The sequence below is a fragment of the Thermoactinomyces sp. FSL K6-2592 genome (assembly GCF_038006465.1).
Classification (GTDB): domain Bacteria; phylum Bacillota; class Bacilli; order Thermoactinomycetales; family Thermoactinomycetaceae; genus Thermoactinomyces; species Thermoactinomyces vulgaris.
Window position 1 is genome coordinate 1,745,168 of the sequence record NZ_JBBOVH010000001.1, and the last position, 22,795, is coordinate 1,767,962.

Annotated in this window: 26 protein-coding genes; 6 read left to right on the forward strand and 20 right to left on the reverse strand. The window is 48.9% G+C overall.

All coding sequences use genetic code 11. The features are described 5' to 3' along the window. Positions 1-446: 446 nt before the first annotated feature. From NYE37_RS09140 to NYE37_RS09220, 17 genes are all read right to left on the reverse strand, one after another. Positions 447-1,343, reverse strand: a complete 897-nt coding sequence (locus NYE37_RS09140; protein ID WP_049719945.1) for a polyprenyl synthetase family protein — start codon at positions 1,341-1,343, stop codon at positions 447-449. Beyond that, positions 1,344-1,604, reverse strand: a complete 261-nt coding sequence (gene xseB / locus NYE37_RS09145; protein WP_037993848.1) for an exodeoxyribonuclease VII small subunit — start codon at positions 1,602-1,604, stop codon at positions 1,344-1,346. Beyond that, positions 1,597-2,961, reverse strand: a complete 1,365-nt coding sequence (gene xseA, locus NYE37_RS09150; protein WP_037993851.1) for an exodeoxyribonuclease VII large subunit — start codon at positions 2,959-2,961, stop codon at positions 1,597-1,599. Before xseA ends, xseB begins: the two co-directional genes overlap by 8 nt. Before the next feature lie 95 nt (positions 2,962-3,056). Beyond that, positions 3,057-3,917, reverse strand: a complete 861-nt coding sequence (gene folD / locus NYE37_RS09155) for a bifunctional methylenetetrahydrofolate dehydrogenase/methenyltetrahydrofolate cyclohydrolase FolD (RefSeq protein WP_037993853.1) — start codon at positions 3,915-3,917, stop codon at positions 3,057-3,059. A 159-nt stretch (positions 3,918-4,076) separates the two neighbouring features. Beyond that, on the reverse strand, positions 4,077-4,493 hold the full coding sequence (gene nusB, locus NYE37_RS09160; RefSeq protein WP_037993855.1) for a transcription antitermination factor NusB: 417 nt from the start codon (positions 4,491-4,493) through the stop codon (positions 4,077-4,079). 89 nt (positions 4,494-4,582) lie between these two features. Beyond that, a complete protein-coding gene (locus tag NYE37_RS09165) occupies positions 4,583-4,990 on the reverse strand; it encodes an Asp23/Gls24 family envelope stress response protein (protein WP_037993857.1) in 408 nt (135 codons plus the stop codon). Next, positions 4,987-6,348, reverse strand: a complete 1,362-nt coding sequence (gene accC / locus NYE37_RS09170; RefSeq protein WP_049719944.1) for an acetyl-CoA carboxylase biotin carboxylase subunit — start codon at positions 6,346-6,348, stop codon at positions 4,987-4,989. The genes NYE37_RS09165 and accC overlap by 4 nt, the downstream gene beginning before the upstream one ends. A 22-nt stretch (positions 6,349-6,370) precedes the next feature. Next, positions 6,371-6,895, reverse strand: a complete 525-nt coding sequence (accB, locus tag NYE37_RS09175) for an acetyl-CoA carboxylase biotin carboxyl carrier protein (RefSeq protein WP_049719943.1) — start codon at positions 6,893-6,895, stop codon at positions 6,371-6,373. A 188-nt stretch (positions 6,896-7,083) separates the two neighbouring features. Next, the gene (locus NYE37_RS09180) at positions 7,084-7,644 is read right to left on the reverse strand and encodes a SpoIIIAH-like family protein (RefSeq protein WP_049719942.1); all 561 of its coding nucleotides are present in this window, start codon (positions 7,642-7,644) and stop codon (positions 7,084-7,086) included. A gap of 17 nt (positions 7,645-7,661) precedes the next feature. Next, the gene (gene spoIIIAG, locus NYE37_RS09185; protein WP_049719941.1) at positions 7,662-8,282 is read right to left on the reverse strand and encodes a stage III sporulation protein AG; all 621 of its coding nucleotides are present in this window, start codon (positions 8,280-8,282) and stop codon (positions 7,662-7,664) included. A 68-nt stretch (positions 8,283-8,350) separates the two neighbouring features. Further along, positions 8,351-8,971, reverse strand: a complete 621-nt coding sequence (gene spoIIIAF / locus NYE37_RS09190; RefSeq protein WP_165489748.1) for a stage III sporulation protein AF — start codon at positions 8,969-8,971, stop codon at positions 8,351-8,353. A 21-nt stretch (positions 8,972-8,992) separates the two neighbouring features. Next, positions 8,993-10,177: a stage III sporulation protein AE gene (spoIIIAE, locus tag NYE37_RS09195; RefSeq protein WP_049719939.1), complete on the reverse strand. Its 1,185-nt coding sequence runs from the start codon at positions 10,175-10,177 to the stop codon at positions 8,993-8,995. A 12-nt stretch (positions 10,178-10,189) separates the two neighbouring features. Next, the gene (gene spoIIIAD, locus NYE37_RS09200) at positions 10,190-10,579 is read right to left on the reverse strand and encodes a stage III sporulation protein AD (protein ID WP_049719938.1); all 390 of its coding nucleotides are present in this window, start codon (positions 10,577-10,579) and stop codon (positions 10,190-10,192) included. A 15-nt stretch (positions 10,580-10,594) separates the two neighbouring features. Then, positions 10,595-10,801: a stage III sporulation protein AC gene (spoIIIAC, locus tag NYE37_RS09205; protein ID WP_037993870.1), complete on the reverse strand. Its 207-nt coding sequence runs from the start codon at positions 10,799-10,801 to the stop codon at positions 10,595-10,597. 28 nt (positions 10,802-10,829) lie between these two features. After that, positions 10,830-11,345 (reverse strand): stage III sporulation protein SpoIIIAB, encoded by a 516-nt coding sequence (gene spoIIIAB / locus NYE37_RS09210; protein WP_340711939.1) that lies wholly within the window; start codon positions 11,343-11,345, stop codon positions 10,830-10,832. Next, entirely contained in the window at positions 11,339-12,319 is a 981-nt protein-coding gene (gene spoIIIAA / locus NYE37_RS09215; RefSeq protein ID WP_340711940.1) for a stage III sporulation protein AA, read from the reverse strand. The genes spoIIIAB and spoIIIAA overlap by 7 nt, the downstream gene beginning before the upstream one ends. Positions 12,320-12,446: 127 nt before the next feature. Beyond that, a complete protein-coding gene (locus NYE37_RS09220) occupies positions 12,447-12,866 on the reverse strand; it encodes a CD1247 N-terminal domain-containing protein (RefSeq protein WP_049719936.1) in 420 nt (139 codons plus the stop codon). 139 nt (positions 12,867-13,005) lie between these two features. On the opposite strand from NYE37_RS09220, the gene NYE37_RS09225 reads away from it, so the two are divergent. The 4 genes from NYE37_RS09225 (at position 13,006) to NYE37_RS09240 (ending at position 17,267) form a co-directional block, all read left to right on the forward strand. Further along, positions 13,006-14,286 carry an MFS transporter gene (locus NYE37_RS09225; protein WP_049719935.1) on the forward strand — a complete coding sequence of 427 codons (1,281 nt, stop codon included), beginning with the start codon at positions 13,006-13,008 and terminating at the stop codon, positions 14,284-14,286. A 64-nt stretch (positions 14,287-14,350) separates the two neighbouring features. Next, complete coding sequence (locus NYE37_RS09230) at positions 14,351-15,142, forward strand: phosphosulfolactate synthase (RefSeq protein ID WP_049719934.1); 792 nt, start codon at positions 14,351-14,353, stop codon at positions 15,140-15,142. A gap of 66 nt (positions 15,143-15,208) precedes the next feature. Then, positions 15,209-15,661, forward strand: coding sequence for a DUF441 domain-containing protein (locus NYE37_RS09235; RefSeq protein WP_037993879.1), 453 nt, complete (start codon positions 15,209-15,211; stop codon positions 15,659-15,661). A gap of 301 nt (positions 15,662-15,962) precedes the next feature. Continuing rightward, the gene (locus NYE37_RS09240; RefSeq protein ID WP_049719933.1) at positions 15,963-17,267 is read left to right on the forward strand and encodes an MDR family MFS transporter; all 1,305 of its coding nucleotides are present in this window, start codon (positions 15,963-15,965) and stop codon (positions 17,265-17,267) included. Positions 17,268-17,395: 128 nt separating this feature from the next. On the opposite strand, the gene NYE37_RS09245 is transcribed toward NYE37_RS09240, so the two are convergent. The 3 genes from NYE37_RS09245 to NYE37_RS09255 form a co-directional block, all read right to left on the reverse strand. Further along, a complete protein-coding gene (locus NYE37_RS09245) occupies positions 17,396-18,538 on the reverse strand; it encodes a conserved virulence factor C family protein (RefSeq protein ID WP_049719932.1) in 1,143 nt (380 codons plus the stop codon). Between the two features lie 83 nt (positions 18,539-18,621). Then, entirely contained in the window at positions 18,622-19,179 is a 558-nt protein-coding gene (gene efp / locus NYE37_RS09250) for an elongation factor P (protein WP_049719931.1), read from the reverse strand. Positions 19,180-19,199: 20 nt separating this feature from the next. Next, positions 19,200-20,267: a M24 family metallopeptidase gene (locus NYE37_RS09255; protein WP_037994022.1), complete on the reverse strand. Its 1,068-nt coding sequence runs from the start codon at positions 20,265-20,267 to the stop codon at positions 19,200-19,202. Between the two features lie 208 nt (positions 20,268-20,475). Between NYE37_RS09255 and NYE37_RS09260 the strand changes: the two genes are divergently transcribed. Both NYE37_RS09260 and NYE37_RS09265 read left to right on the forward strand, forming a co-directional pair. After that, positions 20,476-21,648, forward strand: coding sequence for a C39 family peptidase (locus tag NYE37_RS09260; RefSeq protein WP_165489749.1), 1,173 nt, complete (start codon positions 20,476-20,478; stop codon positions 21,646-21,648). A gap of 207 nt (positions 21,649-21,855) precedes the next feature. Further along, positions 21,856-22,791 (forward strand): DUF1385 domain-containing protein, encoded by a 936-nt coding sequence (locus NYE37_RS09265; RefSeq protein WP_049720039.1) that lies wholly within the window; start codon positions 21,856-21,858, stop codon positions 22,789-22,791. The last annotated feature ends 4 nt before the right edge of the window (positions 22,792-22,795 follow it).

Sequence of the window (22,795 nt, forward strand, 5' to 3'; positions counted from 1 at the left end):
AAAAAGAGAGAGGTTGGAAGCGATTACGACACCACAAGGTCAAGTCCGCTTTTCACAGCAGCCTATCCCCGCTTTCACGGGATTTCCTCCGCCATCGTTGCCATCATGAATATGATCCGATACAGATGAGTCCTGATCCCTTTAAAAATGCAGTGACATCCTGAACATCCGTCATCTTTCCTTTGCCCGAATCCATTCAGAAAAATGCCGGCCGCAAGGACCGGTGCCGTTCATCGTTTCTCCAACGATGGATATGTATTTTTCCCGGTTCTCGCAAGTGGTACCCCTGGGGACGAGTACCGCATCAAGCAGGCTTTTCCGGCAAAATACAGCCTGCTTGTCATCTGACGGTTCCCGATGTGCATCCCTTTCCCTTTTCAAGAGACCCACTTGCTGAAAACATATTTTATTATAGCACAAGGCTCTCTCTTTATCATACATTGGCGTTAATGATCACGGGACAATAAATAATCGGCGATTTCCAACAACCGGGACGGTTCAATCCCCGGATGGGCCATCAACGTGTTTTTGGCATCCTCCGTGAGCAATTTCAGTCTTCTTTTGGATTCTTCAAGACCGAGCAATGACGGATAAGTTGCTTTATTGGATTTGATGTCGCTTCCGGCCGGTTTTCCAATCACTTCGGTGGTGCCGGTCACATCCAAAATATCGTCCTGGATTTGATACGCAAGACCGATTTGATAAGCAAAACGCGTCAAAGCATCAAGCACGGAGGATTCAGCCTGGCAAAAATGCGCTCCCATGCGCACCGAAAAGGCGATCAAATCCCCGGTTTTTCTTTTGTGAATGCTTTCCAGTTCTTCCAAGCTGATCTTCCGGTTTTCGCTCAACAGGTCATCCGACTGGCCTCCGACCATTCCGCGCGCCCCTGCACTGCGGGCCCCTTCTTCAATCATCGTCAGGGCCACTTCCGCAGGCAATCCTTCCTTTTTGGCCGCGGCGGCCATTAAACCGAATGCTTCCGTCAACAGGGCATCCCCGGCCAAAATGGCCTGAGCCTCCCCAAACACTTTGTGGTTGGTCAGTTTACCCCGTCTGTAATCGTCGTCATCCATGCTCGGCAAGTCATCATGAATCAGGGAATACGTATGAATCATTTCAATGGCACATGCAAATGGCATGGCTTTTTCGGGATCTTTTCCAAGCGACTCCACGGTGGCCAGCGTCAACACCGGACGCAACCGTTTCCCCCCGGCCAAAAGCGAATACCGCATGGATTGCCGCAACACATCGGGCAGGCTGTCCATCTGGTCCAAATATTGGTCCAAAGCCCGGTGGACCCGATCCGCTTGTTCCTTGATATATGATGTAATGGATTGCACTTACTCCAAATCCTCCTCTATTTCAAACGGTTTTTTCAGCCACTCTCCATTCTCCTTAACCAGCATCTCGACCTGATGTTCCGCCCATTCCAGCTTTTTTCCGCAGACATGGGCCAACTTCATCCCTTCATCAAACAACTGAATCGCCTGCTCCAGAGGAGTGTCGCCTTTTTCCAGCTGTTGCACCACTTGTTCCAGCCGTTTCAATGCATCTTCAAACGGCAGGGACTCGAATGCGGACAGATCTTTTGATTCAGTCATTGTTCTCCTCCTCCGCTCTGTACACTTGACATCTCAACCGCCCGTCAGCGAGACGGACTTGAATCAAATCCCCGGGCTCCGCTTGCCGGACGGATTTAATCAGTTCATTCTTATGAAGTCGGTAAACGAGAGAATATCCGCGTTGCATCACCTTTAACGGACTCAGTGCATCCAATTGGGCCAGTTGATGATGGTAGCGTTGTTTTTCGGTTTTCAACCGCTGACGCATCAGGGCCCGGCTGTCTTTGATCAATAACGCCAACTGCTCACTCAGTTTAGACAATTTTTGCGACGGATGGCAAGCCTTTAATTGAAACTTCGCTTCTGAAAAATCCCGTTTTTTGTTTTCAAGCGATGTTTGCATGGCATTTTCCAGCCGCGTCTGTAAATGATCAAGCCGTTGGGTGTATTGATAGAGGCGTGCTTTCGGATCCAGAAAGACAGCCCGGTTGACTTGGTTTTTGACCCGTTCTTTCATCCGATCCAAGACCGACTGCTCAGACTGAATCAAACGCCGGGTTAACTGAGTGGTTTGATTTTTCAGCTCCAACAGCTCGGGGACCACAAACTCCGCAGCTGCCGTCGGAGTGGGAGCCCGTAAATCGGCCACCAAATCGCTGATGGTCACATCGGTTTCGTGCCCGACCGCCGATACCACCGGCAATTTGGAACGATAAATGCTCCGGGCAACCACTTCTTCATTGAATGCCCACAATTCCTCCAACGAGCCGCCTCCTCTTCCGACAATCAATACATCCACTTCATCCATTTCGTTCATGTGATCAATGGCTTTGGCGATTTCCCGTGCCGCTTCATCCCCTTGAACCGAAACCGGATATAAAAGAATGGATGCAATCGGATAGCGCCGGCGAATCGTTACAATAATATCACGAACAGCGGCTCCGCTGGCAGAGGTAATTACCCCCACTTTTCCCGGAAACTTGGGCAGGGGCTTTTTTTCTTTGTCAAACAGTCCTTCCGCCGAAAGTTTTTCTTTCAGACGCTCAAAAGCGATGTACAAATCCCCGGTTCCGCTGAGCCGCATATCCTGCACATAAATCTGCAGATGACCGTTTTTCATGTATAAAGAAACATACCCGCGGATCAACACCCGGTCCCCGTTTTTGGGCACAAAGCGCAAACGGCGGTTGTTTCCCGCAAACATGACCGCATCGATGGCGGCTTGATCATCCTTGATGGTGAAATACATATGGCGGCTTTTCCGGTTTTGGGAGAAATTTGTAATTTCTCCTTCCAGCCAGATCTTTTTCAAATTTTCATCCAGATTCAGCGACGTATAAAGGTATTCCACCAGGTCAGTGACTGACCAGACATCGCGTTCCGGTTCACGGAACATAACTTCCCCTCACTTTGCCTTTTTAAATCACTTATCTTTTCCATTATAAAAGAAAGAGGCTCTCCTCCAACAGAGGAAGCCTCTTTCTTTTTCATTTAATTTGCACGTTGCCACAGCTTTTTCGCCGCCATGACGGTGTTTTTCATCAGCATTGCCACCGTCATCGGGCCGACGCCGCCCGGCACCGGAGTAATCGCCGAACAAACCGGCGCCACTTCTTCAAAGTTCACGTCTCCCACCAATTTGCCGGCTTCATTCCGGTTCATCCCCACATCAATCACCACGGCTCCGGGTTTGACAAACTCTTTGGTGATCATTTCGCCTCTTCCCACAGCGGCGACAAGAACGTCCGCCTGGCGGGTGTGATGAGCCAGATCCACCGTTTTCGAATGGCACAATGTCACAGTGGCATTGGCCTGTTGCAACAACATGGCCATCGGCTTGCCGACAATATTGCTTCTTCCAACCACAACCGCATGTTTCCCTTCGAGAGAAATTCCCGTCCGTTTAAACAATTGCATGATTCCGTAAGGGGTGCACGGCAACAAACCGTTTTGTCCGATCATCATCTTTCCCATATTGACGGGGGAAAAGCCGTCCACATCTTTGGACGGGGAAATGGTTGCAATCACTTTATCCGGGTCGATGTGAGCAGGTAGGGGCAGTTGCACCAAAATTCCATGAATGGCCGGATCCTCATTCAATTCTTTCACTTGATTCAACAACTCTTCTTCTTGAACGGTTTCCTCCATCCGGATCAACCGGGAGTGGAGGCCGATTTCTTCCGATGCCCGGATTTTACTCCGCACATAAGTTTCGGATGCCGGATTGTTTCCCACCAGAATGACGGCCAATCCCGGTTTCAACCCCTCTTCGGTTAATTGGCCGACTTCCTTTTTCAACTCCGCACGAATTTCTTTGGCGATTTGTTTTCCATCAATCAATTGATAAGACAACGCGCTCACTCCCTTAACATTAAAGGTTAATAATTAATTAATGTTCAGTTTATATGCTAAATACTTTGATGTAAAGACCTTCCGCAAACACTTAAAATACAAGCGTTTTCATATATAAAAAAGAGGGAAGGCCCCATCCCCTCTCCTCTTTATTCAAATTTATTGTTCGGTTATTTGCCCGGCTTCTTCTTTTGCCACTCTTCCCAAAACCCCGTTGATAAACCGGCCGGATTCTTCGCCGGAAAAAGATTTGGCCAGTTCGACCGCTTCATTGATCACCACGGCCTTGGGCACATCTTTTTCATATGACAATTCAAATATGGCCAAGCGCAAGATCATTTTATCCACGGTGGGAATCCGTTCCAATGACCAGCCTTTTTTCAACAAGGGGCGAAACACTTCATCCAGACTGGAAGCATTTTGCAAAACCCCTTCCGTTAAATGCAAAAAATGCGAGCGCTCTTCCCCCGCGAGTTCGGTACTGCGCACAGACACGATTTCCTCCCGCTCATCCGGGCGAAATTCACACTCATACAATGTTTGAATCACTTTTTCCCTGATCTCTCTCCTGCTCATCAACAATCCCCCAAAAAGAAGCCCGAGCCATTCAGCCCGGTCTTCGATCTTCCCACTTTATTTTAACCAAAAAACTGCACAAGCCATTCTTATTTCACACGTGGCGGGTTTGGCTCATTATTTTCATCCCCGGAATCGTTTGCCGGCATCTTGATGCCGCTGATTTTCACGGAAACTTGATCCACTTGAAGCCCGGTCATGTTTTCGATGGCTTGTTTTACTTCCTCCTGCACTTTACGGCCCAGTTCAGGAATACTGAAACCATATTGTACCACAATGGACAAGTCAACTGCCAATTGTTCTCCCAAATCCACATGAATTCCTTTTTTCAAATTTTTGCGGCCCAACAACTGATTGATATTCGCGGCGGTTCCCCCGCTCAATCCGATGACGCCCTCGACGGAAGCCGCTGCAATCCCCGAAATAATTTGGATCACTTCCGGCGCAATCTCAATCTTGCCAATCGCATTTTGATCATACTCGTAGATTTCGTTCATTGATCCATACTCTCCTTATTTAATGGATTCTTCTCCAAGAAAAGAATGTCAAAATCCCCTTCGGCAAATTTCGGATGTTGCATCAGTTTCAGGTGGAACGGAATGGTTGTATGGATTCCGTCGATCGCAAATTCATTTAATGCCCGTTTCATCCGCTCAATCGCTTCATTGCGATCTTTTCCCCATACAATCAACTTTGCCACCATGGAATCATAGAACGGCTGAATCTTAAAGCCTTGATAACAAGCGCTGTCCACCCGCACTCCGTTTCCTCCCGGCTGCAGGTAGAATTGGATGGTTCCCGGTGAAGGCATGAAATCTTTTTCCGGACGCTCGGCATTGATCCGGCATTCAATCGACCAACCGTTGATCCGGACATCTTCCTGACGAAGCGAAAGTTTCTCGCCGGCGGCAATCCGGATTTGCTCTTTCACCAAATCCACACCTGTAATCAGCTCGGTAACCGGATGCTCCACCTGGATACGTGTATTCATTTCCATGAAATAGAAGTTTCCTTCTTTATCCAGGAGAAACTCCACTGTGCCGGCTCCCGAATATTGGACGGACCGGGCTGCTTTCACTGCCGCTTCCCCCATCTTTTCCCGCAATTCCGGAGACAATGCGGGAGAAGGTGCTTCTTCCACCAGTTTTTGATACCGCCGCTGGATCGAACAATCCCGTTCTCCGAGGTGAATCACATTTCCGTGCTGGTCCGCCAATACCTGGATCTCAATGTGACGGGGTTCCACCAGGTATTTTTCCAAATAAACACCCGGATTGCCGAAATTGGCTTCGGCTTCCTTCTGCGCAAGTGCAATCGCCCGTTTCAGCTCTTCTTCGTGATGGACCACACGCATTCCTTTTCCGCCCCCGCCGGCGGTTGCTTTCACAATCACCGGGAAACCGATTTCTTTGGCGGTCTGCACGGCCTCATCCACATCCTCAATCACTCCCTCGGTCCCCGGCACGACCGGCACCCCGGCCTCTTTCATGGTATCACGGGCCGTCGTCTTATCCCCCATTTTTTGAATCGCTTCCGGCGAAGGGCCCACAAACGTAATATTGCAAGCAGCGCATAACTCGGCAAAATCGGCATTCTCAGACAAAAAACCGTATCCCGGGTGAATGGCATCCACTCCGACCAGTGTTGCCGTGCTCATCAGGTTGGTCATATTCAAATAGCTGTCTTTGCTTGGAGCCGGACCGATGCAATAAGCTTCGTCCGCCAGCGTCACATGCAATGCTTCCCGGTCTGCCTCGGAATAAACGGCCACCGTGGAAATTCCGAGCTCCTTGCAGGCACGAATAATTCGCACAGCAATTTCACCGCGGTTAGCGATTAAGAGCTTTTTAAACATCGTCATCCTCCTTCCGCGGCCGTTATGTGGTTTTCACCAAGAACAAGGGTTGGCCGTATTCCACCAGTTGTCCGTTTTCCACCAATACTTTCACAATGGTACCGTTTACTTCCGCTTCAATTTCATTCATCAATTTCATCGCTTCCACGATGCAAACCACTGTATCTTTTTGAATGGTGTCTCCTTCTTTTACATAAGGATCGGCATCCGGAGCCGGAGCGCGGTAAAAGGTGCCAACCATGGGCGAAACAATTTTATGTAAAGTCGGATCATCTTCCTCCGCCGCTTGCGGTGCCGGTTCCTGAGCCTCCTGTTCCTTTGGCGCCGCGACGGGTTCCGGAACCACTGCTTTGGGGGTCGGGACAGCTTGTACAGGTGACGCTTGAGCAGCCGGTTCGGATGTCGTGAGCGTTGCAGAAGCTCCGCTGTTTGTGCCGGACTTTTTCATATAAATTTTGTTTCCTTCAAACTCGAGTTCAAACTCATCGATTTGAGATTCATCAATTAATCGGATCAGTTCGCGAATCTCATACGGTTTAAAATTCATCTTTAATTTCCTCCCTTAATTTCTGCCCAAAGCAAAATCCATGATAACGCTAATAGCATAACGCATTTTCAGTGGTTTGACCACCTCTTTACATAGTAAAACAACCGACCCGGTTTTACCAAATGTCCGTATGTAAAAAAATAAACCAGTTTCCTTGTTGAAACCGGTTTTTTGATCATTTCTTTTTTTCAGCGGTATGCGACGGTCACATGATGCGGATCGACTTGCAGATGCTGGCGGACCAGACTGATTAATTTCACCACTTGTTTTTTGTCCAGCTTTTCGCTTTGGACAATCACATCGACGTGCGGAAGATTGGTAATGACCACGGCATCCTGATAACCTTCTTTCCGGATCAGTTCTTCCAACACGGTCTCCTGATTGTCAATTTTCATCAATTGCTGGATTTTCTGATTGGCCTCTTCCACTTCCTTCTCGGGTGCTTCCGGATTGGTCAGCACTTGCATGTATTCTTCGACCATTTTTTGGCGCAACGTGCTCCGTTGCAACTGATAACCGACAAAAAAATCATTGGACTGGTTCTCCAGAACTTCCGCCGATTTTTGGCCGGAAGAAGACGGTTCATCGACCGGCTTGATATCCACTTTGATATCCCCTTGTTTTTCCTTGGCGGTTTGTGCCACCTGATCAGCCGGTTCAACCGGACCCGTCACGATATAATAGGCAGACAAAACGACCATGACGGACAACATCGTCACCAGCCATACCGTTTGTTTGTTCACCGACATTCAGACTTCCTCCTTTTTTATCCTTTCGGTAATACAGAAATTCGATGCACCGGAACATCCAACGTCCGTTGGACCGCTTCAATCACAATCGCTTTCACCTTCAGGTTTTCCACTCCGCGCGCAACGACCAACACCCCCCGCACTTGCGGTTTTAACTTCTTGATGACCACGGGCTTCTCCCCGTTTTCACCGCGGTAGTAAGCGGTTTTTTGATCTTCGGTGTCTTGGGTGACGGAACGTTTCCCGCCGTTTTTATCCGTTTCCGTCGTCACTTGGCGCGATTCCCTTTTATCCACTTGCAAAACCTCTTCCACCGTCGAATTCAAGTTGACGATGACGGAAACATCTTCCACCCCCACGATTTTGCTCAACACTTCCTCCAGTTCTTTTTCGTACCTCTGCTCGTATTCCATCATGCTGAGGGCATCATCTGAGGAAGAGGTCACGGCCGCCGGTTTGGCATCGGCTTCCGCTTGGGGAGAATCCTTTTTATCCGGCGGCAACGAAGCTTCTCTCACTTGGATGAAGGATGAAAGAATCATGATCGCCACCCCCGAAGCCCCCAAAATCAAAATCCATCCCAAGCGCTTCGACTTCTCCCCGTCCCCTGCCGTGTTTTGGAAAAGCTTTTTGAACATGTTTGCTTTTCACCTCCGTCTTTGATGGTTATGTAAAGCCGGTGGCCATGACCGTAACAGGCAAACATCTACTCCCCCTGCACTTCCACATGAATGTTTTCCCTGGGTACATTCCAATGGTTTTCAAGGTAATGTATCACATCCCATTGCAGTTTTTTCCGGTTTGCTTCCTGATCTTTCTCTTGCGTACCATCGCCGGATTTTCCCACATTGATTTCAACGGGTTCAACGGACCGGTCCGATTGCGTCGCCGGGGAAGCCAGGGGCCGCATGACCACCACGATGCCTTCAATCGCCTGCTCGTTTCCGTCCATTTTTAATTTCACTTCCGCTTTTTCCACTTTGGCTTGGAAGCGCTGTTGCAATTCGTCTTTCAGCTGTTCCCCGGCCCTTGATTCGGCTTCTTGCCGGATCCATTGTTGTTGTTCCTGCTTGAGGGCCTCCCCTTGTTTTTTTATTTCTTCCATCGAAACTTCCTTGGACAGTGCCGGGCTTGAACTGAGAAAGGCAAAGGATCTTAAATCATGGTCTTCCGAGAGCAATTGGAAAACGGGTGACAACATCGCCAAAATGATGAGCAGCCCCATCACCAATTTCACATATCTGTCCAGACGATTATTCGGCAATAATAAATCAATAAAGGTGGCGATCAAAACCAAGAGGACAATTTGCTTCAACCAATCACTCATCCAGGAGACCATCTGTTTCACCTACCTGATCATGGCGGAGATGTTACCGGCCGCTACCAATATGGTTACGGAGAGAAAAAACATGAGCCCGACGGTTGCCAAAGACGCAAAGATATAGATCAGTGTTTTGCCGATCGTGTTTAAACTTTCGATGATGGGACTGCTTCCCAAAGGTTGCATGACGGCAGCCGAAAAATTATAGATAAAAGCAAGCGATAGTATCTTCAACGCCGGGAAAGCGCAAATAAACAGGAGGATCAGCACTCCGGAAAGCCCCACGGTGTTTTTCACCAGCAAAGAAGCACTCATGACGGTGTCTGCCGCTTCGGAAATGGTTCTTCCCACCACCGGCACAAAATTCCCCGTGATGTATTTGGCGGTTCGAAGCGTAATCCCGTCGGTCACCGCACTGGTGGCTCCCTGAATGGAAATCACCCCCAAAAAGACGGCCAACAGCCCTCCCAATAAAGTGATACCGGTTTTGCGCAACAATCCCGCCAAGTGATTGACTTTGTACTTCTCCGTGATGCTGCTGACGATGCTGAGCACCGCCGAAAAAAACAACAGCGGAAAAACCACGGTATAGATCAACGTTCCGATGATGTGGATCATAAAAACAATCAAGGGATGAAAAAGGGATACGGACACCACGTTGCCCATCGTCACCATCAGCGTCATCATCAACGGAACCAGCGACAGCATGAAATCGGTCATTCGCCCGATCGCCAGCTTGGCCGAATCGACGGCGACATAAAAACTGTTCACCGCCAAAATGATCACCACCATAAACACGATGGCATAGGCCACTTTACTGACCTGATTTTGTTCAAACGCCGTCTGGAGCGTTTGCAAAATCATGCTGAAAACCGTAAGGATGATGATGCTGCCCAACAATTTCCCGTTGTACAGGACTTCATCGAAAAAATACCGGATCAAACCGCTTAAAACGTTCTTGAGGCTGAGACCGTTTTCCCCCGAGAGAATCAAATCAAAAATATCCTTTGAACTCTGCCCGTCCAAATATTTTTCATAATCTTGCGCAATTTGTTTCCAAAAATCCTCGACTTGTTCGGTTTGCAACTGATCGAGGCGGGAACGGATCATCTCATGGACCATCCGGGAATCCCCCTCGCTTTCAGCCGCAGCCAAGAGAGGAAAGCCTGTGATCAAAATCAAAATCCATCCAAGCAAAATCTTTTTCTTCATTCCCCTTCATCCTTACGCGGGCAGAATTTGGATAATGGTCTCAATCATCACGGTAATGATCGGGATGGCCATGACCATGATCAAAACTTTTCCTGCCAGTTCAATCTTGGAAGCAATGGAATCTTGTCCGGCATCCCTTGTCACTTGCGCCCCAAACTCGGCAATGTAAGCAATTCCGATGATTTTCAAGATGGTTTCCAAAAACAGGTCATTCACCTTGGCCAGATGCGCCAGATCCTTCAAGATGCCGATCACTTCCCCGATTTTGGTTGCCAGGAAGATAAAAATAACCACGCCGACAAACAGCGCCAATGAGAATGCAAAAACGGGGCTTTGTTCTTTTACGGCCAGGACAAGGAATGTGGTGATGAGGCCAAGGCCCGCCACCTGGATGATTTCCAAGCGGATCGCCTCCCATCAAGTACGAAACAAAAAGACATTTTTAATGGTTTGAAACAAATCCTGAAGCAACATTGCAACCATAAACAAAACGACGACAAAACCAAACAAGGTCACCCAATGAGCGAAATCTTCCTTGCCCATTTGTTTTAACACCGTGTGAATCATGGCCACGATGATTCCGATCCCCGCAATCTGGAATACCGAATCCAAATGGTAAGGCATAAAGCCAGCACCACCCCTTCATCCAAGTTTAAAACATCAAAATCACCAGAAGGGCTCCGGATAATACTCCGAGTGTTTTCACCATTTTTTCATAGGTTTCTTGTTCTTCCCGGGCTTTATTTTCTTCCATTTGCAAATTTTTTTGCGCCAAATCCAAGTGATGCAACTGATCCCACCGGTTGGAACTGCCCAACACCTGGCACAGTTTGAGGACGATGCCTTTTTCCTCTTCCCCCATCACTGTTTTTTTCCACTTTTCCTCAATGGCCGATTTCAAACATTCATAAGTGGATTTGCCATCCGAAGTATTTAATTTCCGGCTCGCTTCGAGGAAGACCGGTTTCAATTCGCCGCTTGCTTCGGCAATGCGTTCGAATGCCTCGGCAAGCGGCCTTGTCCCATAGTTGATCTCGGTTTTTAAAATCGCCAAACCGGAACGGAGTTCTTGTATTTGCCGCGGCCGCTTCCGGAGTTGCCGGGCTGAGTCAAATCCGATCTTGGACGTCGCCATGAGGATCAAAACCGCTCCCAAAACTTTCAACATAACGTTCCCGGCCTTCCCGCCCGTTGCCTTGCATCCAGCCGCTCAAAAAATTGATTAAAAACACCTTCCACCGTTCCGGGGCCTTTTCTCCTGCTCAACAAGATAATTCGGGTGAAAACCTTTTCCTGCAAAAGTTCCTTCAACACCGGACGCGCGGCGATCTCCTTGATGGATTGCCCGTGAACCGTGGCAAAAATGTGAACCCCCGCATAAATCGCTTCATGGATGGCATCACTGTCTTCTTTCCGCCCGATCTCATCCACCACCAGGAGATCCGGTGACATCGAGCGAATCATCATCATCATGCCTTCCGCTTTCGGGCACCCGTCCAACACATCCGTCCGGGGACCGACATCATGCTGGGGAACCCCCGCCACACATCCGGCAATCTCCGACCGTTCATCCACAATGCCGACTTTGAATGCCGGAAACAATGCGCTTCCTTCGCTGGCCCGGCGGGCAAGGTCACGGATCAGCGTGGTCTTCCCGCATTGGGGAGGAGACACAATCAAAACGTTTTCCGCTTTTTTGTGATGAAACATATAAGGGAGCAACGGATCTGCCACGCCGGGAACCTGCCGGGCGATCCGGACATTAAAACCGGTGATGTCGCGGAGATATTTGACTTTCCCTCCCTCCACAATCACCTTTCCGACCAGTCCGATCCGATGCCCGCCTTTCACTGTCACATATCCCTGCCTTAACTCTTCATCCATGGTGTACAAAGAATGGTTGCTGATCAGATTTAAGAGATTCAGACAATCTTCCTTGTTCGGAATCATGGCATCGTGCGGCTGTTTGGAAAGGCGCGAAGACCTGCTGACAAACCACGACTCTTCATTGGTGACGATTTCCAGCGGCCTCTCCTGGCGGACTCTGACTTCTTCCAAACACTCCAATACCGGAGAAGGAAGCGCCCGGATCACCTCACGGAGGGAAAGCGGAAGAACTTGAAGAACCGGCTGAAAAGACATGGAGCACCTCCTGTCCCAAACCTTTTTTCTTATTCCCATTCATATGTGGACTTGTTTTGAATATGACAAGCAATGCGGACAAAATCACCGCGACCGTAAAAGCAAAAAAAGAGCGGGGCGCCCTTTTTCAGTCCGTCCCGCCATCCATGATTTCTTTGGCTTCTTCATCGTGTATGTCTTGTAATTCCAGCACCGTATTACACTTGGGACAAAGAAGTTCAATGGAGTCGTCTTCCAAATCTTCCGCTTCCACCACGACTTCTTCCCCGCATTCGGGGCAAACCACATACACCGGTTCATCAAACTCTTCGTCATCTTCATCGTCATAAACCAATAATTCCAGATCATTCAAATCTTCATCCACGGCTTCCACATATTCTTCCAATTCCGACTGTCGCCGGTCCAATTGCTCAACGGACTCGACCAACTGATCCACAATGTCCAACAGACGGTGCAACGCTTTGGATTCCACGTGATCCCGGTGATTTTCATCACCTTCCAAAAGTCCCTCAATATAAGACAAATCCCGTTTTAAGTTGACATACATACAATCACCTCATCGTCCCTGATGATTTTTCCTTAGTGTGTCTTTTTCACCGGAGACACAAACAAATCAATAAATGGAAACAAGTTTTTTCGGAAAACGGGACATTCTAAACCAATAAAAAACAAAAGAGGTGAACCGAATGCCTCATCATCAAATGGCGTCAAAAGAAAAAAATGCCGCGGCTGATTCTGCGGTTTTACTCACATTAAGCACCATTCCGTTTATTATGGTGATCGGAAACTCGATGCTGATTCCGGTATTGCCGACAGCCGAAAAAGCACTGAATGTAAATTCATTCCAAGTCAGCCTGCTCATTACTTTGTTTTCCATCCCTGCAGCCATCGTCATTCCCGTTGCCGGGATTCTGGCGGACCGGATCGGCCGCAAACAAATTGTTTTTTACAGTTTGCTTTTATATGGCTTTGGGGGGTTGTTGGCCGGCTTTTCGTCCATCGTTCAAGGCGGATCTTACACCATGGTTTTGATTTCAAGGATCATCCAGGGAATTGGTGCCGCCGGAACCGCTCCGATTGCCATGGTCTTGTTGGGGGATTTGTACCAAGGGCAAGCCCGGAGTAAATCGCTTGGCATTTTGGAAGCCTCCAACGCATTCGGGAAAGTGATCAGTCCCATTCTCGGTTCACTCATTGCACTGATTACCTGGTATGCCATGTTTTTTATTTTTCCTCTCTTGTGTGTGCCGGTGGCCATCGCCTTGTGGAAAGTGATCGAAGAACCGTCCAAAAAAGAAAAGCCCCAACCTTTGCGGGAATACAAACAACATATCCGCCAAGTCTTTCAACGCAGGGGTTCCTGGCTTGTCATTACCTTTTTGTCCGGGTCTTTGATCATGTTCACCATGTTCGGGGTTTTGTTTTACCTCTCTGATTTCCTTGAGGAATCCTTCCGCATCGGTGGCGTGGTCAAAGGGTTTATTTTGGCCATCCCGTTGCTCGCCTTGTGTTTAACCGCATACTTCACGGGAACTCATGTCAAAGAAAAAACGCACCAGATGAATCATTTGATTGTGATCGGTTTGATCATCACCACCATCGCCACTGCGGCCATTCCCTGGTGGCCCAATGTCTATTGGCTGATCCTCTGCTCTTTTGCCATCGGCATCGGAAGCGGATTGATCCTCCCCTGTTTAAATACGTTGATCACCTCCGCCGTCGGCATGCAGGAGCGCGGTATCATCACTTCGTTATACAACAGCGTCCGCTTTTTCGGAGTGGCCCTCGGCCCGCCGGTTTTCGGCGCTTTGTCATCCCATCCGTATCTTTTGTTTCTCGGGCTGGCAGCCATATTGTTTGTCATGATTTTCCTGACCCGGAAATTTATCGACCGTCCTCAGCGGTTGCGGGGAAAAGACGGAAGAACCCGGTTGTTGCTGCGGAAAAAGAAGCTTTCGCCTGTCTGAAGTGTTACATGCGGATTCGCCGCGCATAAAAATAAGATGTAATTCATTTCAGGAGGCGAAATCCATGAATCAGTCATTATGGCCGGATGCACTCGTTTCATCCCGAAAGCGCCCGCCAAAACCCCGTCAGAACGGTTTGACCATGGTGATTGACAAGGGGTTGGGGTTGAGCGCTTTTTGCGATTTGCTCCAGCTCGCCGGCGAATATATTGATTTTCTCAAGTTGGGCTTTGGCACCGCCGGAATCACTCCGCCCGGTATCTTACGCAAAAAAATAGAACTCGCCCGGCAATCCAATGTATCCATTTACCCGGGCGGCACATTTTTGGAAATTGCCCATGCCCAAAATAAGCTCCAACCGTACTTGGAGACCCTCGCCGGATTAGGGTTTGAATGGATTGAAGTTTCCGACGGATTGATGGAATTTTCCCCGGCCGAGCGCTCGCGCCTGATCCAACTGGGGCAAGAAATGGGTTTTCGCGTCATCACTGAAATCGGAAAAAAAGCATCAGGCGTCCCCCTTGATTTGAAAGCGTTTTCAAACATCTATGAACGGGACCGGGAGGCGGGAGCCGCCTTTGTGATCGTGGAAGGAAGAGAATCAGGAAAAAATGTCGGGATCTATGATGAAAACGGGCAAATCCGGCGGTCCATTCTGGAATACATCCGGAACCAAACCGATCCCGACACCATTTTATGGGAAGCTCCCCAAACCCATCAGCAAATCCAACTTCTTCATCTCCTCGGCCCGAATGCCAATCTGGGAAACATTTCACCCCATGACATCCTGTCACTGGAATGCTTGCGCAGAGGCCTTCGGGCCGATACCTTCCGGCCGGGCGACCCCCGCACTTAAACATTCATAAATCAACCCTGTCCCACATATTTTTAGTACAAACTTGACAGGACAGGGGTTAACCGAATGAATCCCGATCTTCTTTTAGTGACCCTTATCATCATTGGCGTCATCGGACGATCGCCGTTGATCGCAACGGCATCCAGTTTGTTGCTCATTCTTAAATTGATTCATTTGGAGCGGTACTTCCCTGCTTTGGAACGAAGAGGGCTGGAATTCGGATTGTTATTTTTAACCATTTCCGTTTTGGTCCCTTTTGCTTCCGGACGAATCCAAAGCAAAGATGTTCTATCCGTTTTTATCACGCTTCCCGGGATTTTGGCACTCATTGGCGGGGCCTTGGCTACATATATGAACGGAAAAGGATTGGACCTTTTAAAAGTGGATCCGCAACTCATCGTGGGGCTTGTGATCGGCTCCATCTTCGGCATTTTGTTTATGCGCGGCATTCCGGTCGGCCCTTTGATGGCCGCAGGAATCACGGCTTTTTTGCTCCGGCTTTTGAAATGGCTTTTTTGAATCCGGTAAAAAAAGATTGCAACCGGTTTGATCTTTCACTAAAATAAAAGTACATCATTTTCAAAAAAATCAAGGAGGCGGAAAGGATTATGAAAAATCTGCAAATTGCGGACGTGTTTCCCCTGAAAAAACCGGTGATCAAACAGATCCATCAAGGCAAGGCCCCTGTAGGCAAATTAAATCCTTTCCGCCCCGATGACGGATAAATTCTTCTTTTGCTGGGACTTTTATCTCCAAAAGAAGCCATGGGTAAGGATTTTCTTGCCTGTGGCTTCTTTTTCTTTTTATAAGGGGGAGTGCTGTGCGAATTCGAGATTGGGACCAAAATTTAAAAGTCCGGCTCTTCGGAGAAGGGCTGATTCACATCCTTTTTTGGATGTATATCCCGTTTATGTCCATATTCTTCGCCGACGCTTACGGGAAAAAAACCGCCGGGATCTCGTTGATTCTGTCGCAATTGGTCAGTGTCCTGGCCAATCTGGCCGGAGGTTATTGTGCCGATCGCTACGGACGGAAAAAAATGATGGTTATCGCCTCCGTCGGGGAAGCCGTCACCTTTTTCTCCTTTGCACTGGCCAATTCGCCCTGGTTTTCCTCACCGGGTTGGTCATTTGTCTGCTTTACCGTTTTAGGGGCGTTTCAATCCATTTATTGGCCGGCAAGTCACGCCATGATTGCGGATGTGGTGGCCGAAGAGGACCGGAACCAAGTTTTTGCCACCTTTTACACCGCGTCCAATCTGGCCGTGGTCGTCGGACCGGTCTTGGGCGGATTTTTCTTTTTTCAACACCGGTTTGAATTGTTGCTGGCATCGGGCCTGGCCACTCTGTTTTTATCTGTTTTGATCCAAAAATATGTCCGGGAAACGGCCCGGCTCCGGGAAGGAAACGCCCCTGCGTCCGGAAACGGGAGATGGATTGCATTTGCCAAACAAAATTTGCGGGACTACCGGATTATTTTTTCCGACTTTAACTTCATGCTTTTTATCCTGGCAGGCATCCTGGTTTCCCAAACCTTCATGCAACTGGATTTGATCATTGCCGTTTATGTCACAGAATCCATTCCGGTTCAAACCCTGCTTCAATGGGGTTCTTTCAAAGTCGAAACGGGAGGCGCTGGATTTTTCAGTTGGCTGATTACGGAAAACGGTTTGATGGTGGTTCTTTTTACGGTTTGGATCACCAAAATGATCCGCTCTTTTCACGAAAAGAACGTTTTTGTCACCTCGTCTCTGCTGTACGGCCTTTCCATGATTTTACTTGGCATGACACATCTGTGGTGGCTCGCCTTTTTGGCCATTTTTATTTTCACCATCGCTGAAATCCTGGTGGTCGGATTGCAGGACAGCTTTATTTCGAAACTGGCTCCGGAGTCCATGCGCGGACAATATTTTGCCGCGGCCAGTCTCCGGTTTTCCATCGGAAAAACCATTGCTCCCGCCGCCATTCCCCTGTCGGCATGGGTGGGATATCCGTGGACCTTTGCCATTTTGGGTTTGATTGCTTTTACCGGGGCATTTATGTATCATCTTATGTTCCGGAACTTACGGCATCGTCCGCTTCCGTCCGGCCATCTAAAAAAACGGGGATCCCAAAAAGCGGTGTAGTCCGGAAAGAACCGGTGTCCGGGCGGAGATTAGAAACGCCATGAAGATAAAAAAAGCGGATGAGATGTTCATACTCTGAGCATCCATCCGCTTTCTGCCTTCTTCAGGAAAAAAATCCGCGCCGTGTTTTATTTTTTTTCTTCTTCCATCCGCTTCATCATTTGCTGCCAAACCGTTCCGCTGGCTTCTTCTCCCCGCTTAATGCGTTCCAAAGCCATTTGGGCTTGTAACCGCACTTCGAATTCGGCGTCATTCACAGCTTCTTCCAAAGCAGGAATCGCGCTTTCATCGCCGACCTCAAACAAAAACCGGGCGGCACGCCAGCGCACCAGTTTGTTCGGATCTTTCAACGCTTCACACATCGCCGGAATGGCTTTGGGATTCCCCAGATCCGACATCGTATCGCCGGCTGTGCGGCGGACAATGGCCGATCGGTCCTTCAGGGCTTCTTCCAGATACGGAAGCACCCGCTCATCTTCCAAAAACCCGAGATACACCACGGCCAGGCGGCGAATTGCCGGCTTTTCGTCTTTCAGCGCTTTTTCCAGCAAATCAAGATCCCCGAGTTCCGGTTCAAATTGTTCCAAAGCGGCATACCGTTTTTCCCACTTTGGAGAAGTGAATGCTTTTTCCACTTCTTCCCGGCTGATTCCTTTATCTTTTGTCTCCGTCTCCCCGGAAAACGCCCGTTTCACCAGATTTTCCAGCCGCTCTTTGTCATAGGCGGCAGAAATTTCTTCCACGATTTGGTTTCCGACTTCTTCAATCTCCCCGTATCGCGGCTTTTGTTCAACCCATTGCCGTTCAAAAATCAAATTGGAGGTCGTTCCCTGGACTTTCATCACTGCTTCTTTAAAGCGATCCGGCAATCCAAAACGATACTCTTCCCCGTCTTTCAACAGTTTCACTTGCATGGGGATCTCTTTCAACTTTTGAATTAAAACCGTGATTTCCCCGAAAGAAGACGATTCTTCCTCCACCGTTTGTTCACTCTGTCCTTCACTTTTGCCTTCGGCCTCCCCGAGGATTTTGCGCGCTTCGGCCAAAACCGCCGGCCAATCCGCTTTGGGATGCCGTTCCAAAGACAAAAAGTCCGATACCTGAAAAACGCTTGTCACTCCGTCAATCGCCAGCAGCTCCCGGATGTGGTCCGGCGCTTCATCCGCTTTCTTCTTGGAAAAATTGTAACTGACTCCGTCCGGAAGCGCCTCATCCATATTTAACTTCATCACGTTGGGACTGGGGGTCGGTTCAATGGATACGATCCTCATGTTATCCCATCCTTTGCTTCAAATAATCCTTTAAAAAACGGATAAAACCCCCATAGCAAAGCTACAGAGGTCTCATCTTCCCCTCAGGCACGGGATACATACTCACCACTGCGCGTATCAATGATGAGACGGTCTCCCTCATTGATGAACAAGGGAACCTGCACGGTAAACCCGGTGGACAATTTTGCCGGTTTGCTTCCGCCGGTGGCCGTGTCTCCCTTGATTCCTGGTTCGGTTTCCACCACTTCCAACTCCACGGTGTTGGGCAATTGGATTCCGATGGTTTCCCCTTTGTAAACCATGATTTGGATGTTCATGTTTTCTTGCAAAAAGTTGAGTTCATACTCCAGCCGTTCCTTCGGCAAGGTGATTTGCTCATAGGTTTCGTTATCCATAAAGGTATATTCGCCGCCGCTTTCATACAAGTACTGCATTTCACGTGTTTCCACCATCGCGCGGGGAACTTTCTCACCAGCCCGGAAGGTGCGTTCCTGGATGTTTCCATTTCGCAAATTGCGCAATTTGGAACGGACAAACGCCGCGCCTTTACCCGGCTTCACATGTTGAAATTCCATCACTTGCCAAACATCGTTGTCCAGTTCAATGGTTAATCCTGTACGAAAATCGTTGACACTGATCATCCTTCTTTTCCTCCCAAACTTTAATGAATCATGATGATTTCTTTGGAAACGTTTGTGATGTTTTCATATCCGGATTCGGTAACAATCAGATCGTCTTCAATCCGAACGCCACCCAAATCAGGAATGTAAATACCCGGTTCAATGGTGATCACCATTCCCGGAACCAGTGCTTCTTCTCCCCTCGTGGAAACGAGCGGCTCCTCATGGACTTCCATTCCCAAGCCATGGCCGGTGCTGTGTCCGAAATAATCTCCATAACCATGCTCATTAATGTAATTGCGGGCGATGGCATCCACTTCTTTCCCGGTTTTGCCGGGTTGAACCCCGGCAATCGCCTTTTTGTTCGCTTCCAGGACAATTTGATAAATTTCTTTTTGTTTCTCGGTGGGTTTGCCCATCATGACGGTGCGGGTGATATCGGACGCATATCCTTGATAATAAGCTCCGAAATCCAATGTGACAAGATCCCCTTTTTCAATCACTTTGTCACTGGCAACCCCGTGGGGGAGAGCCGAGCGCCAACCGGATGCGACAATGGTGTCAAAGGAGGAAGAAGTTGCCCCGTGTTCCCTCATGATCACTTCCAAACGCAGAGCCACTTCCTTTTCCGTCATACCGGGGCGGATCTGTTGCAAGATCTGTTCAAAAGCACGATCCGCAATTTTGGCCGCTTCTTTGATCAGCAAAAGCTCCTCGGGTTCTTTGACCAGACGAAGCTTTTCGATCAGTCCGCTGACCGGCTCCAGGCGGATGGAATTCAACCGTGCCTTCAGCTTGGACACTTGGGCATAGGTCAAATGATCCTGTTCAAAAGCCAGCTGTTGAATCCCCAGTTTTTTGCAGCAAGCCGCCACCTCATCGAAAATGTTTCCTTCGTGCCGGACCAATGTATAATCCGGACATTGTTCTTTGACTTGGGCCACATACCGGAAGTCGGTAATGAACATAGCTTCTTTCTCCGTCAGCAAAGCAACTCCCGCCGTTCCCGTGAAACCTGTCATATAGCGCCGGTTGATTGGATGGCTGATCAGAATGGCTTCCAGGCCTTTTGCCGCCATCTCTTCGCGCAAACGTTGAATTCGCCGTATCATCCTGTTCCCCCTTTTTAACGGATAAACGCCCCGCAATTGGTGTTATGTAGATATTCGTATTGTACCACAGAGGAGAAGTCATTTCTTCGCAATATTATATTTTCCCATGATCCCGTTTTTTTGTCTACGTTTCTTCCCGGAGAAGAGGAAAACCCCTTTAAAAATCGAATTGTTTAATCAAAAAATTCTGGGAGGGATCCTCATTTTGCTCCGTTTTTTTTCCACCCTTTTTATTGTTTTACTTGTCTTGTCCTTTATACCTTCCGCTGTCTTTGCCGCAAGCGCCTCCGTCAGCCACAAACGGTTCATTTCCCTTGCATCCGGACTTCACCATGGAAACTTTGACGGCACTTTTTACGACGGTGTTGCGCTTCGTTTACATCCCGCTCATCTCAAACAAGGAACGGACACATCCGGAAAATACCATTCCGGCACTTACTATTACGGTACATGGACTTCTCCTGTGATTAATGAGAATTTTCTTGAATCGATCGCCTCATGGGAAGCCAACACCCCTTTAAACACTTGGATCGAAGTGGAGCTTCGCGTCCAAAGCGGAAACCGCTGGAGTTCGTGGTACAGCATGGGGGTTTGGCATGAAAACGACCTTCCTTTCCGGCGCCATTCGGTCAGCGGCCAATCAGATGAATTCGGACGGGTTTCTGTTGACACGCTGGTTTTAAATCAGACGGCTTCAGCCGTTCAAGCCCGGGTCACCCTCTTTACGACCGAGCCCGGCCGAAGCCCCGTCCTGACTTCCTTGGGCCTCTCGGTTGCCTCCGGCAAAGATGAGCCCGGCCAAGTGCCCGGAACCGGCTTGACCAGCGCATTGGATGTTCCCATGCGTTCCCAAATGGTTTATCCGGACGGCGGAGAAGTCTGGTGTTCCCCCACCTCTGTTTCCATGGTGATGGCTTATTGGGCAAAAGTGATGAATCAACCCGGTTGGGATCAACCCGTACCACAGGTTGTCACAAAAGTGTGGGATTATGTTTATGACGGAGGGGGAAACTGGGCTTTTAACACGGCCTATGCCGCTTCTGCAGGGCTGGAAGCCAAAGTGGTGCGGCTGAAAAGCCTGGCGGATGCGGAACAATGGATCGCACACCGTGTCCCCGTCATCGCCAGCATTGCTTATGGCAAAGGGGAACTGCCCGGGAGCCCGATCCCCTCTTCCAACGGGCATCTGCTGGTGATTCGCGGTTTTGACGAAAAAGGGGATGTCCTGACCAATGACCCGGCCGGCCCCAGCGACGGGGAAGTCCGCATCACCTATCCGCGCGAAGCATTTGAAAAAGCTTTTCTCAACCACTCCAACGGCACCGTCTACCTCATTTACCCCAAAGGTTGGGACATTCCGCAGGGGGACCGTTGGTAAGATTCATTCTCTGTCTATTTACTCATTTGCCCAATTCAAGTTAGAATGGACTCCAAACGGCAAGAAGCGGACCGTCCGGTGGCGTGTCCGCCTCTTCGTCCGGCATTCGTTCTGTTTCTGTGAACATTCCATAAAAACAAGGTGGTGCAACCTTTCGTGTCCGAAAACAAAATCGCTTATGGCGGACAAGCCGTCATCGAAGGCGTCATGTTCGGCGGCCGTTATGCACAAGTCACGGCAATCCGGCGGAAAAACGGAGAAATTGAGTGCTTTGAAATAGAAAAAAATGAAATCGCTTGGCTGAAGCCGCTGAAACATCTTCCATTCATCCGCGGGCTGGTTTCGCTGATTGAATCCAGCGCACTGGGGGCCAAACATATGCAATATGCCTCCGAAAAGTATGATCTGGATCATCTGGATCCCGAAGAACTGGAAGAAACAGAAGAAGAGCCGAAATCCGGATCCAAATGGGAAATGATCGTGAGCATCACCCTCATCGGGATTTTGTCTTTTCTGATCGGGAAGGTCATCTTCACCGCTTTGCCCGCTTATCTGGCAAGCATCCTGTTTGACCGTTTCACCCAAAATCTCATCGTGCAAAACTTGATCGAAGGTGCCATCAAAACCTTTTTGCTGTTGGGCTATCTCTGGGCCGTTTCCCAAACTCCGCTTGTCAAACGCGTTTTTCAATATCACGGGGCGGAACACAAAGTGATCAGCGCCTTTGAACATGGAGAGAATTTAACCGTGGAAAACGTGCAAAAATATTCCACGCTTCATTACCGGTGCGGAAGCAGCTTTTTGGTTTTCACCATTATCATCGGAGTCATTGTCTATTCATTTTTCAGTTATGACAATGTATGGGAAAGAATCGGAATCCGGATTCTTTTGATTCCGGTGGTGATCGGATTATCTTATGAATGGTTAAGATTCACCAATTCTCTGCGCCATTTGCCGGTTCTCAAATATTTGGGCTATCCGGGACTATGGCTGCAAAAACTGACGACCAAAGAACCGACCGATGATCAGGTGGAAGTGGCCATCAAAGCCTTTGAACGCATGCGGGAAATGGATGCGCTTTTGGAAAAACAGAAAACACCCGCTTCCCCGTTGAAACCCCCGGTGAACTCTCCAATACATTAAAAGG